The organism is Paenibacillus hodogayensis (assembly GCF_039536325.1).
Taxonomy (GTDB): domain Bacteria; phylum Bacillota; class Bacilli; order Paenibacillales; family NBRC-103111; genus Paenibacillus_AB; species Paenibacillus_AB hodogayensis.
The window spans coordinates 329,330-346,332 of record NZ_BAAAYO010000021.1; the positions used below are offsets into that span (position 1 = coordinate 329,330).

The 17,003-nt window shown below is 50.2% G+C and carries 16 protein-coding genes; 9 read left to right on the forward strand and 7 right to left on the reverse strand.

The genetic code is table 11. The annotated features are described in order from the left end of the window. Window positions 1-313: 313 nt before the first annotated feature. The 6 genes from ABD796_RS34450 to ABD796_RS34475 all read left to right on the forward strand — a co-directional run bounded on the left by ABD796_RS34450 (window position 314) and on the right by ABD796_RS34475 (window position 6,935). A complete protein-coding gene (locus ABD796_RS34450; RefSeq protein ID WP_344917121.1) occupies window positions 314-1,633 on the forward strand; it encodes an ABC transporter substrate-binding protein in 1,320 nt (439 codons plus the stop codon). A 9-nt stretch (window positions 1,634-1,642) separates the two neighbouring features. Continuing rightward, window positions 1,643-1,846: a hypothetical protein gene (locus ABD796_RS34455; RefSeq protein WP_344917123.1), complete on the forward strand. Its 204-nt coding sequence runs from the start codon at window positions 1,643-1,645 to the stop codon at window positions 1,844-1,846. 29 nt (window positions 1,847-1,875) lie between these two features. Next, window positions 1,876-5,019: an alpha-mannosidase gene (locus tag ABD796_RS34460; RefSeq protein WP_344917125.1), complete on the forward strand. Its 3,144-nt coding sequence runs from the start codon at window positions 1,876-1,878 to the stop codon at window positions 5,017-5,019. A 328-nt stretch (window positions 5,020-5,347) separates the two neighbouring features. Then, complete coding sequence (locus tag ABD796_RS34465) at window positions 5,348-5,986, forward strand: NAD(P)H-dependent oxidoreductase (protein WP_344917127.1); 639 nt, start codon at window positions 5,348-5,350, stop codon at window positions 5,984-5,986. Between the two features lie 148 nt (window positions 5,987-6,134). Further along, window positions 6,135-6,473, forward strand: coding sequence for an ArsR/SmtB family transcription factor (locus tag ABD796_RS34470; RefSeq protein ID WP_344917129.1), 339 nt, complete (start codon window positions 6,135-6,137; stop codon window positions 6,471-6,473). A 15-nt stretch (window positions 6,474-6,488) separates the two neighbouring features. Next, entirely contained in the window at window positions 6,489-6,935 is a 447-nt protein-coding gene (locus ABD796_RS34475; protein ID WP_344917131.1) for an SRPBCC family protein, read from the forward strand. Window positions 6,936-7,184: 249 nt separating this feature from the next. Here the strand turns inward: ABD796_RS34475 and ABD796_RS34480 are convergent, their stop codons facing one another. Both ABD796_RS34480 and ABD796_RS34485 read right to left on the reverse strand, forming a co-directional pair. Further along, complete coding sequence (locus ABD796_RS34480) at window positions 7,185-7,802, reverse strand: zf-HC2 domain-containing protein (RefSeq protein WP_344917133.1); 618 nt, start codon at window positions 7,800-7,802, stop codon at window positions 7,185-7,187. Beyond that, entirely contained in the window at window positions 7,803-8,282 is a 480-nt protein-coding gene (locus tag ABD796_RS34485) for an RNA polymerase sigma factor (RefSeq protein ID WP_344917135.1), read from the reverse strand. It lies immediately after the preceding gene. A gap of 179 nt (window positions 8,283-8,461) precedes the next feature. Between ABD796_RS34485 and ABD796_RS34490 the strand changes: the two genes are divergently transcribed. Next, window positions 8,462-8,617: a hypothetical protein gene (locus tag ABD796_RS34490; protein ID WP_344917136.1), complete on the forward strand. Its 156-nt coding sequence runs from the start codon at window positions 8,462-8,464 to the stop codon at window positions 8,615-8,617. 69 nt (window positions 8,618-8,686) lie between these two features. On the opposite strand, the gene ABD796_RS34495 is transcribed toward ABD796_RS34490, so the two are convergent. The 5 genes from ABD796_RS34495 to ABD796_RS34515 form a co-directional block, all read right to left on the reverse strand. After that, complete coding sequence (locus ABD796_RS34495; protein WP_344917553.1) at window positions 8,687-10,504, reverse strand: ABC transporter ATP-binding protein; 1,818 nt, start codon at window positions 10,502-10,504, stop codon at window positions 8,687-8,689. Window positions 10,505-10,532: 28 nt separating this feature from the next. After that, window positions 10,533-12,242, reverse strand: coding sequence for an ABC transporter ATP-binding protein (locus ABD796_RS34500; RefSeq protein WP_344917555.1), 1,710 nt, complete (start codon window positions 12,240-12,242; stop codon window positions 10,533-10,535). Window positions 12,243-12,258: 16 nt separating this feature from the next. Continuing rightward, window positions 12,259-12,756: a MarR family winged helix-turn-helix transcriptional regulator gene (locus tag ABD796_RS34505; protein ID WP_344917138.1), complete on the reverse strand. Its 498-nt coding sequence runs from the start codon at window positions 12,754-12,756 to the stop codon at window positions 12,259-12,261. A gap of 189 nt (window positions 12,757-12,945) precedes the next feature. After that, the gene (locus tag ABD796_RS34510) at window positions 12,946-13,449 is read right to left on the reverse strand and encodes a TetR family transcriptional regulator C-terminal domain-containing protein (RefSeq protein ID WP_344917140.1); all 504 of its coding nucleotides are present in this window, start codon (window positions 13,447-13,449) and stop codon (window positions 12,946-12,948) included. A 164-nt stretch (window positions 13,450-13,613) separates the two neighbouring features. Then, entirely contained in the window at window positions 13,614-14,165 is a 552-nt protein-coding gene (locus tag ABD796_RS34515; protein WP_344917142.1) for a TetR/AcrR family transcriptional regulator, read from the reverse strand. A gap of 159 nt (window positions 14,166-14,324) precedes the next feature. Between ABD796_RS34515 and ABD796_RS34520 the strand changes: the two genes are divergently transcribed. Continuing rightward, the gene (locus ABD796_RS34520; protein WP_344917144.1) at window positions 14,325-15,248 is read left to right on the forward strand and encodes a ketopantoate reductase family protein; all 924 of its coding nucleotides are present in this window, start codon (window positions 14,325-14,327) and stop codon (window positions 15,246-15,248) included. Between the two features lie 432 nt (window positions 15,249-15,680). Then, entirely contained in the window at window positions 15,681-16,979 is a 1,299-nt protein-coding gene (locus ABD796_RS34525) for a Gfo/Idh/MocA family protein (RefSeq protein WP_344917146.1), read from the forward strand. Window positions 16,980-17,003: the final 24 nt, after the last annotated feature.

Here is a 17,003-nt window from a genome sequence, read left to right on the forward strand (position 1 = left end):
ATCTTCTGTTATATAGCCTTAATATAAACAACCGCAAGCTTGATTTAGCCGCGTATATCGCGGATTTTTTTTGTTATAAGACAACTGCAAACAAAGACACTTATTGTTTTAATTGAATATACAACATATTTACAATGATATTTATTGATGTTATAATCGCATCAATCCAGTTAAAGCGCATTCATAAATCTGAATCACACCAAGGGGTTTAATGGAGAACACAAAATCAAAGGAGGTGAACCAAGACAAAGACAGCCAAAGTGAAGGAAGGCACAGTGATGAGTTCCATTTTACTCTTAGGAGGGGTATTCCTATGATCAAAAGCACTCCGTTTGTTAAAGCGCTTTCTTTTTTTGTTGCCGGTTCTTTGTTTTCTGGTTTACTGGCAGGCTGCAGCGATCAACGCACTCCCGACCCCGCGTCTTCCGACGTCAAACCGAAAGAGCCCGTTCCTGTCGAGCTTACGTTGACACCTTATTTTCTGAATATGACCGATCAAGAATTTGACCAGGTGCTGATCAAGCCATTAAAGGCGAAGTACCCCCACATCACGTTGAAGATTGTTAAAGATGATATTACCAAAATGGTCATTGCCGGCCAGACGCCCGATATTATTTATTCGGCCAATTCCAGATTTCCCGTTATTCAGGAAATGGATCTTCCCTATGATCTGAGTGAATTGGTAAAAACGCACAAAGTGGATCTTGGCAAATTTTCCAGTCCAAATATCGATTGGATCAAGGAACTTGGCTCGAAAGGTGAAATTTACGGACTGCCGTTTGCGTTAAACCAAATGGCTTTATTTTACAACAAGGACTCCTTCGACAAGCGTGGCGTTCCGTATCCGAAGGACGGTCTGACGTTGGACGATTATTTCGCGCTTGCCAAAAAGATGACGTATTACGAGGATGGCATTCAGTATCGCGGAAGTCTCCCCACGAATCCCGAGTTCTATGCCAGAATGAATTCGTTGTCCTTCGTCGATCCGAAAACCAATAAAGCGTCAATTAACAACGATCAGATCAAATCGATCATGGAGCTTGTTCAGGCATTTTATCAAATACCAGGGATGGTGCAGAATGGGCAGAAGCCGCCAAGCTGGGATAGCTTCACGAAAACGCAGCAAACGGCCATGTATCTGAATTGGATTCCCGATACGGTAGGCTTCATTCAACAAGCCGGATCGACCTTAAACTTCGACCTTGTCGGCGCTCCCGCATTCAAGGATAAGCCCGGATTCACCATTGACCACGGCGCTCAGATGATGATCGTTTCCAAAGCTTCCAAGCATAAAGAAGAAGCCTTTCAAGCAATTGAGTTCTTTGCCTCTACGGAAGTACAATCGATCTTAAACAAACGGAGTCGTTTGACCGTGCTAAATGATGAATCGTTGATCAAAGATTTCCTTTCCGAAGTCGAAGTGATGAAGGGCAAGAACATCCAGGGTGCATTGAAAGTGAAGTCCGTCAAAATGGCGCCTCCGAATCCGTACCACGTCATCGTCGCGGGGAAAATCAATGCGGCGGCCGAAACATTCGTTACCGGACTGAAGGATGTTAACACTTTGCTTCGAGAAACGCAGGAGGAATCGGATAAGGCGATTGAAGAGGAAATGGCCAAGAAGAAGAAATGATGCTGAAGCTTGGAGAATGGAGATAGAGAGAACTACAAAACGAAACCTGCGAAAGCGTTTACTCCAACAAAATACGATTCCATAGCAAGTGCCTCTATCAACGAAGCGCTGAAAGAAATAGTCGAGAAGGGGAAAGACGAGAACACGGCCTTAAGAGAAGCGGATGAGAAGGCGAATCAGCGAATACGCGAGAAAGAAGCCACCGCCAAATAACGATGTTTACACCAAGGAGCGCGATTCGGATGATCCATAAAAATCATATCCAAAAAACGTTGAACAAGCTGAGAAAGCTGGAAAGCATTTACGAAAATCGGATCTACTACAAGGTGGATGAGGTGCAGGTTCGTTATTTTGAAACGGCAGAGCATCTATATACGGTGCCCGGAGAGGAAGCGGAGTGGCTTCCGGCTGACAAGGATCTCGTCTGGGGCGAGCCATGGAGGTCGGCCTGGTTCAAGGGACAATACCGAATTCCTGAGAGCCTTCGCGGTCAAAAACTGTTTGTTCAAGCGAAGACGGATGGGGTGGAAACCTTTTTCTGGGTCGACGGGCGGCCCAAAGGCATTTTCACGCACCCGAAGGATGCCGAAAACCGGGGCAATCACCGGACGCTGCTGCTCGCCGAAGAAGCCGGTGCCGGAGTTGTCTATGAGCTTGCGTTCGAAGGCTACGCCGGCCATCCTTGCGTCGGCACGCAGCCTTATCAGTCGTACGAAACAGGGGATGGAAGCGCGATCCGCTATAAACGGGTATTTCGGTCGATCGACGTTGTGCTTTGCAGGGAGGATGTGCAGGACTTTGTATTCAATCTGCGAACGTTAAATCAGATCGTTCGTTCCGGAGCAGTAGACGATTTTCGCAAAGGGAAAATAATGAATGCTCTGCTGGAGGCGTTCACCTACTTGCTGCAATCCCCGGACGAGGAGCACGAAGAAGAGTGGCGCTCCGGAATGGAACTTGCGGCGAAGACAATCAAGCCGCTGCTGGAACCGAACAACGGTCCGTCAGGACCCCGCGCGGGCTTGATCGGCCATTCCCACATGGATACGGCATGGCTGTGGACCATCGACGAAACGATCCGCAAGTGCGCGCGCACGTACGCCAATGCGCTCAGCCTTATGGAGCAGTATCCCGAATATACGTTCGTGCAAAGCTCGGCTTTTCACGCGGAGCTGATGCGGCGGCATTATCCGGACATTTTCGAAGGGATCAAGCGCCGCGTGGCGGAAGGTCGCTGGGAGCCGAACGGCGGCGTGTGGATCGAATGCGACTGCAACCTCGTAAGCGGAGAATCGCTGGTACGCCAGTTTCTCAAAGGGCAGCGCTATACCAAAGAGCATTTCGGCTACACGGCGGATACGTTCTGGCTGCCGGACACGTTCGGCTACAGCGCGGCGATTCCGCAGATCATGGCGGGAACCGGTATCCGCTATTTTCTGACGACGAAGTTGTCCTGGAACGATACGAACGTATTTCCTTACGATACGTTCGTATGGCAAGGCATGGACGGGTCGAGGGTGCTGACTCACTTCAATACGATTCATTGCTGGCCGGATGCCGAAACGGTGCTGAACCGAATTTACGAGGGTGGAAAAAACGGTATTCAACATCGGCAGGTGAACGATCGGAGACTGGTGTCGTACGGATTTGGCGACGGCGGCGGCGGTCCGCAACACGAGATGCTGGAGATGGCCCGGCGAATTCGGGATACGGAAGGCGTGCCGCGCTCGGAGCATACGACCGTCAGCCGGTTCATGCGGGAACTGGAAGAGACGTCTGTCCGTCCGGCGGTTCATGCGGGAGAGCTCTATTTCGAGGGGCACCGCGGGACGCTGACGCAGATGCATCAGATCAAACGAAACAACCGCAAGGTGGAGATCGCGCTTCGCAGCCTGGAGCTGGCCGAAGTGCTGCACTGGAGCAGCGGCTTAGGCAGGCCGTCGGCACGTACGGCCGAACTGGTTGAATGCATGCTCATCAATCAGTTCCATGATATTTTACCAGGCACTTCCATCCCGGAAGTCCATGACCGCGCCATTCGCGAGGTCCATTCCATCATAAGCGAAGCCGGACGAATGACGGACAATCTGCTCGCCGCAGCAGTTACGCCGGACCCGAACCGGATCGCGGTTCTAAACACGCTCGGCTGGGATCGGAAAGGAACGATCGCCCTGGACATCGAAGACGAAGCCATTCATTCGGCCGACCCGTCACTGTCCAGCCAACGGATTGAAGATGTGTTCGGCAGACGGAAGCTGTTGGTCGGGGGCGTAACGCTGCCTCCACTGGCGGTAACGGAGATCGCGGCAGCGCCGCGTATGGAAGACGAGGACGCATCTCCTTTCCGTTATGACGGCGAGCGGTTGGAGACGCCCTTTGCCCATGTAGTCTTTGACCGGCACGGATATATCGCCTCCTTCGTGGACAAGGCGTCAGGCCGGGAGCTGCGCGGCGGCGGCTATCCGCTCAATGCGTTCTTGTTGGGCGAGGATCTGCCGAACGCTTGGGACAACTGGGATATCGACCGGGATCAGTCCGGCAAAATGCGGCTCCAGACGTCGCTCGAGAGTCGGGAGCTCGCGGCCGACGGTCCGCTGCAGCTGCGCATTCGCAGTGTGTACCGCGTCGGAAAATTGTCTTCCTTGAAGCAGGATATGGTGTTTCACAGCGATACGCCTCGCGTGGACTTCGAAACGGCCATCGACTGGAAGGAGAAACACCGGCTGCTCAAGGTCGGGTTTGACGTCAATATCTTGGCTCCGCAGGCCCGCCATGAAATCCAGTTCGGGTATGTAGAGCGACCGACGCATGACAACACGCCTTACGATCAAGGGATGTTCGAGGTATGCAACCACAAATGGACGGATTTGTCGGAAAATCGGTTCGGCATCGCCCTGCTAAACGATTGCAAATACGGCATTTCCGTATCCGGTTCGGATATGCGGCTCACGCTTCACAAAGGAGGGACGCACCCGGATCCGCGCGGCGACGAAGGGTTGCACGAGGTCGTTTATGCGCTGTTGCCGCACGAAGGGGGCTTTGGCGCGGAGACGGTTATTCGCCCTGCGTACGAATTGAATGTGCCGCCGCTCGCCGTATTCGGCCGCTCTGCGCGTAACGGGGATTCCCTGGTGACGATCGACGCGACAAACGTTATTCTAGAGACCGTAAAACCAGCCGAGGAGGGGGATGCCTACGTGTTGCGCCTGTTTGAAGCGGAGCGTTCCGCTGTAAAGGGAGCGAAGCTGCGCTTCGGCAAGCTGCCGTCCCGGGTGGCGCTCAGCGATATGCTGGAAGAGGAGCTGCAGGATATCGCTTTAGACGGTGCGGAAATTTCGCTCGACTTTCGGGCGTTTGAAATCAAAACGGTAAAGGTTTACTTATGATTTAAATCGACCTCAAACCATCTCGCATTGTACATGCGAGATGGTTTTTTATGGTTTCCGGTAGTTTCACATTCTCCGCCACAACTGACGACAAACCTCGTTCGCTTTGTTTCTGACAGGAGCCCCCACGCAACACCCAGAGAACGTTGTTCATCAATAACGCTTTATGTGCGTCGAGTCTTGGATTAAGTACCCGTCGGAAGATACGAGTGTTTTTGCTTGACAGGAAATTAAACCTGCCTTATATTTAAACATGTAGTTAAATAACCAAATGGTTAAATATAAAGGCGCTCATTTCAAACATTTAACGGAAGGTAGGTTTTCCATTATGGCAACCGTACTGTATATCACAGCAAATCCGAACGATCAAGAAACGTCTTATAGCTTGGCCGTAGGAAAAGAATTTGTAGAGACGTACCGCTCCGCAAATCCGAATGATGAGGTTGTTCATCTTGATCTGTATAAAGATGATATTCCGCAGCTGGATGCCGACATTTTTAGCGGCTGGGGCAAGCTGGGAGCAGGGACAGCGTTTGATCAATTGACCGATGCAGAGAAAGCGAAAATCAGCCGCCTCGCTGAACTGGTGGAACAATTTGTTGCGGCGAATAAATATGTTTTTGTAAATCCGATATGGAACTATTCTTTTCCGCCGGTTATGAAAGCATACATCGACGCTGTCTGCGTGGCAGGCAAAACGTTCAAATATACGGATAAAGGTCCGATTGGCTTGATGAGCGACAAAAAAGCGGTACACATTCAAGCAAGCGGAAGCGTCTTGTCTGCAGGCTCTGATTTTGCGGACTTTGAGATGGGTCACCGCCACCTGGATGCCATTATGAAGTTTTTTGGAGTTCCTAGTTTTGAAGGCATCTTTGTTGAAGGGATGGCTAAGTCTCCCGACCAAGCGCCAGCGATTAAAGAAAAGGCAATCCGCCAAGCGCGGGCAGTCGCACAGAGCTTCTAACGGTTTTGCCACCACGAGCCGAGCGAGTTTCAGGATCCATTCCTGAACCGTTCGGCTCTTATTTCGTTTCGTCCCTCTGTCTTGCCCGATCGGAATTCGCAGATGCCACTTCTTGACAATAGATTAGAATCGGCATAAAATTAAACACATGGTTAAATACGATGATGAACTATTGGATAATGTTTTCCACGTGCTTTCCGATCCGACGAGAAGAGAAATTCTCAGACGTTTGGCTGTCGGAGAGATGACGGTTATGAATTTGGCTAAACCATTTGAAATGTCATTGCCAGCCATTTCTAAACATCTACGGGTGTTGGAAAAGGCTGGTTTGGTTTCGATTCGGAAGGAAGGAACTTACCGGTACTATTATTTAAATCCCAAGACGGTGGACGGAGCGTACGAATGGTTAATGGAATTGAGGAGCTTCTGGACTTCGCAATTGGCTAACCTTGAACATTTTTTGGGCGATCAATCAAAAGAAGACTAGTGGAGGCACCAATTCATGATTACAATGCTGAATGGAAAATTTTTGCTCACGCTGCAGCACGTTTATAACGCGAGCAAGGAAAGAGTGTTCCTTGCTTGGACGAAGGAAGAGCAGTTAAAGCAATGGTGGGGGATTACGGGCTTTACGACGACTATTGAACAAATGGACGTAAAAGTCGGGGGGAAATACCGTTTTCATATGCAAGCTCCGAACGGTAACGTTCATACTTTGGAAGGTCGGTATATCGATATCGTTCCGAATGAAAAGCTATCGTTTACCTGGAAATGGATCAATGAAGGAGACGATTCAGAGGAAACGCTGGTGACGATTCATTTTGTCGAAAAGGACAAGAAGACGGAGCTGGAGATGACGCATTCCGCCTTCTCCACGATGCAAGCGGCGAAAAGACACAATAAAAACTGGAACAACTCCTTAGAAGGCGGCTTGTCGAATTTTTTTTAAAATATAGCCGTATTCCGCAGTCCCAATAAACGTCATAGGGAAACGAAACAAGCTTGGTGAGCTGCCAAGCTTGCCGATGAAGAGACGGCGTTCGCCGCGAGTACGACTCATCGGGTAGATTTGGTCAAAGTCAATCGTTCCAATGCCATTATGAAAGATCGCCCTTAACAGCTTGCCAGCTGATTAAGGGCGATTATTGCGAGAGGCCGATCGCGACTGACCTGCATCAAAAGAAACGAACCTTTTCGGTTACGGTTTCTGCTTGTCATAATTATCTGACGTAAAAATAACGTCATCATTTCCTAACCGAAGAATGATTTTATAATCAGACTTGGTAAAGCTGTTAATCGTGCTGCCAAACATAAAAGAATTATTGTCGCCTTCCAAGAGCGGTGAAGGCAGCACTTGGTACGGTTTTAAGAGGACGCCGACAATCGGTTTGACCCCCGAGCTGTTTTCTTCACCGTAGATCGATTCTGTTCTTACTAACAATGCCTTGCCGTTTGTAAGCTCCATATTGATTCGCCACTGGTCCCCGTCAACACTGGTCGTATAGATGAGATCCTTCTTGCTCACGGGGGAGCCTATGGCTAGAAAATAAGTCAACGCTGCAACAAGTAGCAAAAGTGCTGTAAATCCCGCCAACATTTTTTGGATCGTTTTTTTTCTTACTTTTTTCAGAAAGTCAATTTCCTTTTTATCGGATTGGGAAGAAGTGTTCTCAATGGGAGCGGACAACTTGGCATGAAGGGCACGGCATGCATCGCAGTCCTGCAAGTGTTGACGGATGTCGGTTTCTGTTTCCGCGCTGACCAATCCATCTAGATAACTTGGTAATAGATCTTGGACAATATGGCATTTGGTCATTTATAACACCTCCATAAGCTTTTGTTTTGCTCGATAGAAAGTGACACGAGCCCAGTTTTCGCTTTTTCCGAGTATTTCGCCTATTTCTGCGAAAGAAAACTCGCCTGATAATCGCATATGTACAATTTCCCGCATAGGCTCACTCAATTGGTGAATGGCTCTATACAATTCCATTTTGTTGCTTTGAAGCAGCGTAGCTTCCTCTGGTGACACGTTCGGCGAAGGGATGTACTCGTGCAACTCATGGCTTGAATACTTTTTCTTTTTTTCAAGCTCCTGATACCAAATATGTTTGGCAATCTGGCAAAGCCAAACACTTATTTTGCAGGAGCCGTTGTAAGTATGAATAGAGTATACAGCCCGATAAAAAGTTTCCTCCGTTAATTCCTCGGCTAAATCAACATCATGAGTAAGGCTTAGCAAGTATTTGTAGACGCTTTTTGCATAGTCTTTGTAGATTTTCTCCATATCCTCCGCCACTTTCTCACCCCCTTAACCTATATATCTTAAAAAAATAGATTTCGTTACAATTGCATTAAAATTTTTTTGTTTAGATCATAGGCAATGACAAGTGTCAAAAGAAAAACGATAGAGCAGGGGGTAGCGTTACGCCTAACGGTCTGCGTATCGTGGATTGGGCGCTCCGGCCCCTGCGGGACATGCCACTGAACGATTACGAGAAAATGTCCATCGTCCTTCTGCTGAGCGGCTACGCCCGTAATTTCGGGATGCTTCAGCGGGACATCGATCGCGCCGTTCAGGCCGGCTCCACCGAGGAAGAGTTCAGCGGGCTGAAATATTTGAACCGGAAATGAGCGAGTTCCCCATACTCAAAAGCCCTGCGGCAATAAGGAACGTCAGTTCCTTGGCCTGCAGGGCTTTTGTTAACCGACTCGCTTGAATTGGCTCGTGTACAGCTCGTAGTAGAAGCCTTGCCGCTCCAGCAGCTCCTGATGCGTTCCGCGCTCGATAATTTCGCCGCCGTTAATGACGAGAATTTGGTCGGCCTCGCGGATCGTGCTGAGCCTATGTGCGATGACGAAGCTGGTCCGGCCGCGCATCAGCGATTTCATGGCTTCCTGGATGTGCATCTCCGTACGCGTATCCACGCTGCTCGTCGCTTCGTCGAGAATGAGGATGGCCGGATCGGCGAGTATCGCCCGCGCGATCGTAATGAGCTGGCGCTGCCCTTGGCTCAGGTTGCCGCCCTCCGCCGAGAGCTGCGTGTCGTAGCCGTTGGGCAGCTTGCGGATAAAGGCGTCGGCGTTGGCGAGCTTGGCGGCCGCCTCGATCTGCTCGTCGGTTGCGGTGAGCCGCCCGTAGCGGATGTTCTCGCGGATCGTCTCCGAGAACAAGTAAGCGTCCTGCAAAACGATGCCCAGCTGTTCGCGCAGCTTGCCTTTGTCCCGGTCGCGAAGGTTGATTCCGTCCACGGTAACGGTTCCTTCGTCGATATCGTAGAAGCGCGTAAGTAAATTAACGATTGTCGTCTTACCGGCCCCGGTTGGCCCGACGAGCGCAATCGTCTCTCCCGGCTTTGCGATCAGCGAAACGTTTTTCAGGACGGGCACGCTTTCCTTGTAACAGAACGTGACATTCTCGAAGCGGACTTCCCCGCGTATCGGCTTGTCGTCGTTCGCAGAGGAGTTGTCTTCGTATTCGGTACGAGTGTCGAGCACCTCGAACACGCGCTCCGCGCCCGCTATGGCCGACTGGATCATGTTGAACTGGTTGGCCAGGTCGTTGATCGGCCGGGTAAACTGGCGCGAGTAGTTCAGAAAGCTGACGACGATGCCGATCGTCGTATAGCCTCCAATGGCCATCCAGCCGCCAATCGCTGCGATCAGGGCGAAGCTGATGTTGTTGATGACGTTGTTGACCGGGCCCATTAGGCCGGATAAAATTTGCGCCCGAATGCCTACGTTCCGCAAGCTTTCATTGTGCGTTTGAAATTGCCTCATCGTTTCTTTCTCGCGATTAAACGATTTCACGACCTTCTGCCCGGTTACCGTTTCCTCGATATAGCCGTTGAGCTCTCCCAAGTGACGCTGCTGTGCCAAAAAATGTTTACGCGTCCGTTTTGCGATCTGCCCGGTAACGACCATGGTCAATGGGATGGTGACCAGGCTGACGATGGTGAGCCAGACGTTTAGGCCGAGCATAAGCGCAAGAGCGCCTATGACGGTCAACAAGCTGTTGATGAGCTGGGTTACGCTCTGGTTCAGCGAATTGGAGACGTTCTCGATGTCGTTGGTCGTCCGGCTCATCAGCTCGCCGTGCGTTCGGCTATCGAAGAAACGAAGCGGCAGCTTCTGCAAATGCTCGAACATGTCGCGGCGAAGCTCCTGAACTGTGCGCTGGGAAACGCCGGCCATCACGTAAGCCTGGATCCAGCTCATGATTGTGCTAAGCACGTAGACGCCCAGAAGCGACAAACAGAGCCACAGCAACCCGTCATAATCTCTTGGTATAATGTACCGGTCGATCGCCCGCCCGAGCAGGTAAGGGCCGACCAAAGTGAAGCCCGAGCTTAACGCGGTTAGAATGAAAACGGCGATTAAACCGGAACGCTGCCGGCCGATATAGTTCCACAGCCGCTTCAACGTCGGGCCGAGCTGTTTCGGGCGGACTTTCGGCATCATCCCCCGGGTTCCGGGGCCGCCTCCCATTCCCATCGGCCCGGGTCCCCCTGCAGGCGGCATCGGCCGCGCCCCTGCATCCGCACCCCGATTAGGCGATTCCGCCATGACGAATTTGCTCCTTCCCAAGTTGGGATTCGTAAATATCTTGATAGACGTCGCAATCGCGCATCAACTCGTCATGCTTCCCGATCGCGACGATGCGTCCTTCTTCCATAACGACGATTTTGTCGGCGTCGATGACCGAGGAGATACGCTGCGCGATAACGAGGGTAGTGCTGGCGCCCATCAACTCCTTGAGAGCGCGTTGAATGCGCGATTCGGTGCCAAGATCGACTGCGCTCGTACTGTCGTCCAGAATGAGAATCGAAGGACGGACGAGCAGCGCGCGAGCAATCGACACCCGCTGCTTTTGGCCTCCGGATAAATTGACGCCGCGCTGCCCGATGATCGAATCGTAACCGTCCGGCATCCGCGAGATGAATTCGTCCGCCTGAGCCGCGCGCGCCGCTTCCTCGATTTCCTCCTGCGCCGCCTCCGGCTTGCCGTACCGAATGTTATCGCGGATCGTGCCGCTGAACAAAACGGCTTCCTGCAGCACCATCCCGACTTGTTTCCGAAGATGCTCCAGCTGCATGGCGCGAATGTCGACTCCGTCGATTCGGATCGCCCCGCTGCTCACATCGTACAGCCGGGAGACGAGACTCACGAGCGTCGACTTGCCCGAGCCGGTGGAGCCGAGAATGGCGACCGTTTGGCCCGGTTCGGCCGTAAAGGAAATGTCCGTCAGCTCGCTCCCGCGGCTCGCTTCGTAGCCGAACGATACGCGGTCGAATTCGATTCGTCCCGAGCGGATCACGTTTGTTTTGGCCCCCGCCGCTTCCACGATTTCCGGTTCGGTTTCGAGCACTTCGCGGATGCGGTCGCCGGATGCCTTTGCCCGCGAGACGGATACCATCATCATGCCGACCATAAGCAGAGACGAGAGCAGCTGCGTCACGTAGTTGATGAAGGCGATCAGATCGCCGACGGCAAGCCGACCGCTCCAGTTCAAATCGGCTCCGAACCATAAGACGGCGACGATGCTTGCGTTCATAATGAACATCATGATCGGCATATTGACGGCGACGATCCGCGACGCTTTCACGGCGATGTCGGTAAAATCGGCGTTTGCTTTGCCGAAACGGCTGTTCTCGTAGGCGGAACGTACGAACGCTTTGACGACGCGGATGCCGGACAAATTTTCCTGCAGGACTGTGTTGACCCCGTCCAGTCTGTTCTGCACTTTCGAGAACAAAGGAAACGAAGCGCGGATGAGGTAATACTGGGCGACGAACAACACCGGAACCGCCACAACGAGAATAATGGCGAGCCGGGGGCTCAGCATAAACGCCATAATGCAGCTGCCGATCGCTAGAAACGGGGCACGGACCAGAATGCGCAGCGTCATTTGCACAAGGTTTTGCATTTGCACGATATCGTTCGTCAGCCGCGTAACCAGCGAGCCGGCTTTGAACCGGTCGAGGTTGCGAAACGAGAACGATTGCACTTTGGCAAACACGTCTTTGCGCAAATCCGTTCCAAAATGCTGCGAAGCGATCGTCGAGTAGATGGAGCAGCCGATGCCACCTATAAGACCGATTACCGCGACGACGAGCATGAGCAGCCCCGTCGATCGGATATACGCCAAGTCTCCTTTCATAACTCCGTCGTTGACGATGTTCGCCATCAGCTTCGGCTGCAGCAGGTCCATGAACACTTCCACGAGCATGAGCAGCGGGGCGAGCAGCACCGGGAGCATGTAAGGCTTTAAATAGTTAGTCCATTTGATTTTCGTCACGGCCTCGTTCCTCCTTCGTTTGCCGGCTAATGATCTGCTCGTACTGTTTCACGTTATCGAACATATGCAGCAGCAGACGGCGCAGCAGCATTTTTTCTTCGGGCGTCACCCCTTGCAGCGCATACGCTTCGCTGGCGTTCAGCGCTTCGTGCACTTCCTTCACCGCGGAGCGGCCTTTGTCGGTCAAGTAGACGCGCCATACGCGCTGATCGCTCGGGTCTGCCCGGCGTTCGACATGGCCGTTCTTGACCATCCGGTTCAGCATTACGGTAACGGTGGCGGGCTTGACGCGCATTTTGGCGGCCAGCTCGTTCTGGCGAAGCCCGTCGTGTCTCGAAAGCTCGAACAATACCGGCGGCTGGCCGGGATGCACGTCCTGGTCTTTGAGCGACAGGTGGGAATTGTAGTGATGCTGCCGCATAAGTCGAGCCATCAAGCCCATCAGGGGGGCTTCGGGAGGATGATTCGGTTCCAAACGATATGCGCCTCCTTCATAGGCTATGTATAGGTTTAGCCTCGCGAAAAATCGCAAAAATGGGGAGTTGGAAAATTAGCCGACTAACTATAAGAGTAGTAGGCGCGTCGACAGCTGTCAACCTATTTTCGCCCGAAATGGTGACTACAGTAGCCAGCAGAGCCAGGCGACTGGCTTGCTTCTACTTGCTTATTCATCCGTATTGCGCATGCAAAGCTGCCGGAGATGGAGGATGACGATCTGCTCAATAGTCTCTGGTGTGTATAGCTCGGGGCGAAGCAATGCGAGGATCGTCAAGCCTTCGACGACCGCGGCCAGTCTAAGCGTTTCGAGTTCTATGTCTATCGACGGGGGAAGAAGCTCCGCACTAACCAGTAGATCGAGGACAGTTTTAGTCAGGTGGCGAAGTCCATCTGTGAGCTCGTCTTTTTTAACCTGCAACGTCGAACTTGTGAGGGAACGGATGGCAAATGCCCACCAGACACCGGTTGCAGTTCGTTTTTCTGTATCCATAGGGAGTAGCTCCAAAAGCACTTCCTTCGCGGCTTTCATCGGAATACGGCTTAGCTCCAGCCCCTCTGCCTTGTCGGCTCCTTTCGTCAAATAATAATCCACAATAAATAACAACAGCTCGTCCTGCGTTGAAAAATAATGCCGCAAGGCGCCAGGCGGCAGCGCGGAGAACCGTATCACAAATAGAGGAACTTTCTCTGAAGAAAAACGTGCAGAAGTCTGTATTTACAGAATGCGGACCCTTAAGAGTAGGTTAGGTCAATCTTTATGAAGTATATTGTGTAAACAAGCTTATGCGCGTTTTTTATTGTTATACAACATATGGATTTGGTTTGATGACAGACTCATTCTTTAAAATAGGGCGTAATCCCTCTTGAATATAGGTTCTCCACTAACTTGAAAAATTCTTCCGACGATAAATCCTTTTGACGCTGGAGCCAAAGACGAAATAAAGAAAGGGAAGTTGTCATGTAAAATTCAATGAAGTATGGCGTTAAGGAATGGTTTTGCGGAACGTTTAATTCTAATTGATCCAAATTGATTTCTTTTTTTAAGCGTTTTAAAAAACGGGCACTTCCATAATCACCCAAGAGGGCATTAAGAACCAGGAGATGTTCTCTTTTGTCCAGACAATAGAACGTATCTTGAAACGTATGCATCGATAGCTCTTTATTCGCCATTTCTTTTTTCATGTCATTCAATAAGTCATTTTCAACAGCGTCTAACAATTCGTAAATGTCAGTAAAGTATTGATAAAAGGTGCTGCGGTTATATCCTGACTTATTCGCAATTTCCTGAACCGAAATTTTCTCAATCGGCTTTTGGCTATATAACTCACAAAAAATTTCTACAAACTTTTGTCTTGTTTTCTCCGTTATTTGGGGTTGCTTTTTCATGTTTCCCTCCTACTAGCGAATAAGAATATCATCCGACAAATCATAAAAAACTGATGGTTGATCAAGGAATAATAAAGATTTACAATCACATCATACAACATGTTGTCTGATAATCAAAAGGAAATGGAAAGGAAATGTTAATAAGTAGGGGTGGTTTTAATGTCAGCAAAACAAGATCGAATTTTAATTTTTGGTGCAGGTGTTATCGGGAGCATGTACGCAATTAAGCTCATTGAAGCAGGGTTTGACGTTACCCTGTTTGCACGTTCTAATAGATTTAAATCATTAAGAGAAAATGGCCTGCAATATAAGGAAAAAGGTACGGTTAAATCGATACAAGTGAATGTCATTGATACGCTGGAAAATGACGATGTATACGATTTTATTTTCGTTACCGTTCGTTATGATCGGTCTGAATCAGCGTTGTTAGCGCTAAAAGATAATCAAAGCAAAAATATAGTTACGATGACTAATAATTCAATTGGATTTTCTTCGTGGCTGGATATCGTAGGGGATAGGCTTTTACCAGCTTTTCCCGGCTTCGGCGGACAGATTAAAGATGGAGTATTGCAAGCTCGATTTCTACCAAAGATTATAGTGGCAACTGTATTTGGAGAAATTAATGGTGTAGTGACAGAACGCATAGAAAACCTCGCAAAATTATTTAAAACAGCAAAGCTTCCTTACGTTATTAAAAAGGATATGCAAGCGTATCTAATCACACATTCCGTATCAGACATTGCCATGATGAGCGTTTTGTATTCTGAGAATAAAATAATTGACAAAAAAGCAGTCAGAACCAGAAAGACGGCACGCATAATAACAGTCACTTTAAAAGCGTATCTAAGGGCAATACAAAAAGCTGGCGTTTCAATTGATCCACCAATGCTTAAAATGGTGCTTAAATTTCCAAACTTATTTTTGGATCTTTTCTTTATGACATGGCTGCGAACTAAAATGGTTAGGGATATGATGTTGCCGGATTATGCGAATAATGCTTACAATGAGATTGTTCAGCTGAATAATGATTTAATGAAATTTTTAAGTCAAAATGATATCAAATCGGAAATACATGTTCAGTAATTTTTAATTTATTTTCATTAAATCCTTCAATTGGGCATTTTTTCGTAGCATCCTTGACTAAACTCACGGGAAACGATAATTAAACAACAACAGCGGCAGTCTAAGACTTTATTTATCAAGTCTTGTTCTGTCGCTGCTTTATTTATTAGACCCAGTCTAAAACTTATTTTTAAGAAGCTGATGAAGCGACACTATGATCCGCACGTGCTGGCTGGCACAACCGGATAATTACGTTCTATCGAACGGACAACAATGTTCCTTATTCCTCCCCATTTCCCTTGTTACGATATAGAGGGCATCGAGCCAATTGGGCAGGAGTACGACGTCGTATGCGCCGGATATGAGCTTGCGTTTGATCCGACTCGGCGAACTCGGCGAGAGTTGATGGAAGAGACGAAACTATACCGAGGAGTTAGACATAGGGGGGATATCATGAAAGAGACGAATACGCGAAGTACGCCTCTTAAAGCGATCGTTGTCGGCGCGGGGAACCGCAGCAAAACGTACGCTTCCTACGCACTCACGCACCCGGACGAATTGCAAGTCGTCGGCGTCGTCGATCCGGACGAAATCCGGAGGCACCAGCTGGCGGATATCCACGGAGTAGCCGCGGATCGCAGATTCGCGAACTTGGAGCAGTTGTTCGCAATCGGTCCGATCGCCGAGGCGGCGATCAACGGAACGATGGATGCGATCCACGTGCCGACCAGTCTCCAATTGCTCGCGAACGGGTACGATATTTTACTGGAGAAGCCGATCGGAATTTCCCGGGAAGAAATCATGGAGCTGCACAAGGCTGCAACGGAACGCGGAAGAAAGATCATGATTTGCCATGTGCTGCGGTATGCTCCGTTCTACCGGGAAATCCGCCAGCGGATCGCCGATGGCGTCATAGGCGACATCGTCAACATCCAGACGACGGAGCATGTAAGCTACCATCATATGGCCACCGCTTTCGTCCGCGGCAAATGGAGCAACAAAGAGCAATGCGGGTCCTCGATGCTGATGGCGAAATGCTGTCATGACATGGACCTGCTCACGTGGTTGAAAAGCGGAATTCCGCCGGTCCGGGTGACGAGCAGCGGGAGACAGTTGTTCTTTCGCAACGACAGGGCGCCGGAAGGAGCAGGGACACGCTGCCTGACCGATTGTCCCATCGAGGCGGAATGCCTGTATTCGGCACGCAGGCAATATATCGAGCTTGATCGTTGGGGCGTGTATGTATGGAGATCGATCGAACATCTTGGGCCAACGGCTTCCGTCGAACAGAAGTTGGAATCTTTGCGGACGGATAACCCTTATGGACGATGCGTTTGGCATTGCGATAACGATGCGGTCGATACGCAGTCCGTAGTGGTGGAATATGCGGACGGCTCGACCGCCACCCACAACCTTGTCGGCAATACGTCAAGACCTTGCCGATCCGTGCATATTATCGGAACTAAAGGGGAAATCAGCGGCGTTATGGAGGAGGGGGCCTTTACAATTCGACACCCCGTCTCTGCTGCCGGCAGCGTCTATTCGGAGGAACTTGTCAAGCTGAAAGTGTCGATGGATATGCACGGAGGCGGCGATTTGAGGCTGGTCGAAGACTTCATCCGCATTCAGAGGGGCGAGGAAGCTTCCTTGTCCACGACGTCGCTGGAAGATTCGATTTACGGGCATCTGCTAGGATTCGGCGCGGATCAAGCGATGGGACAGAACACGTGGGTAACTCTAGAAAGTTTGTGAGTATTCGGATCGGAGATGATTCAT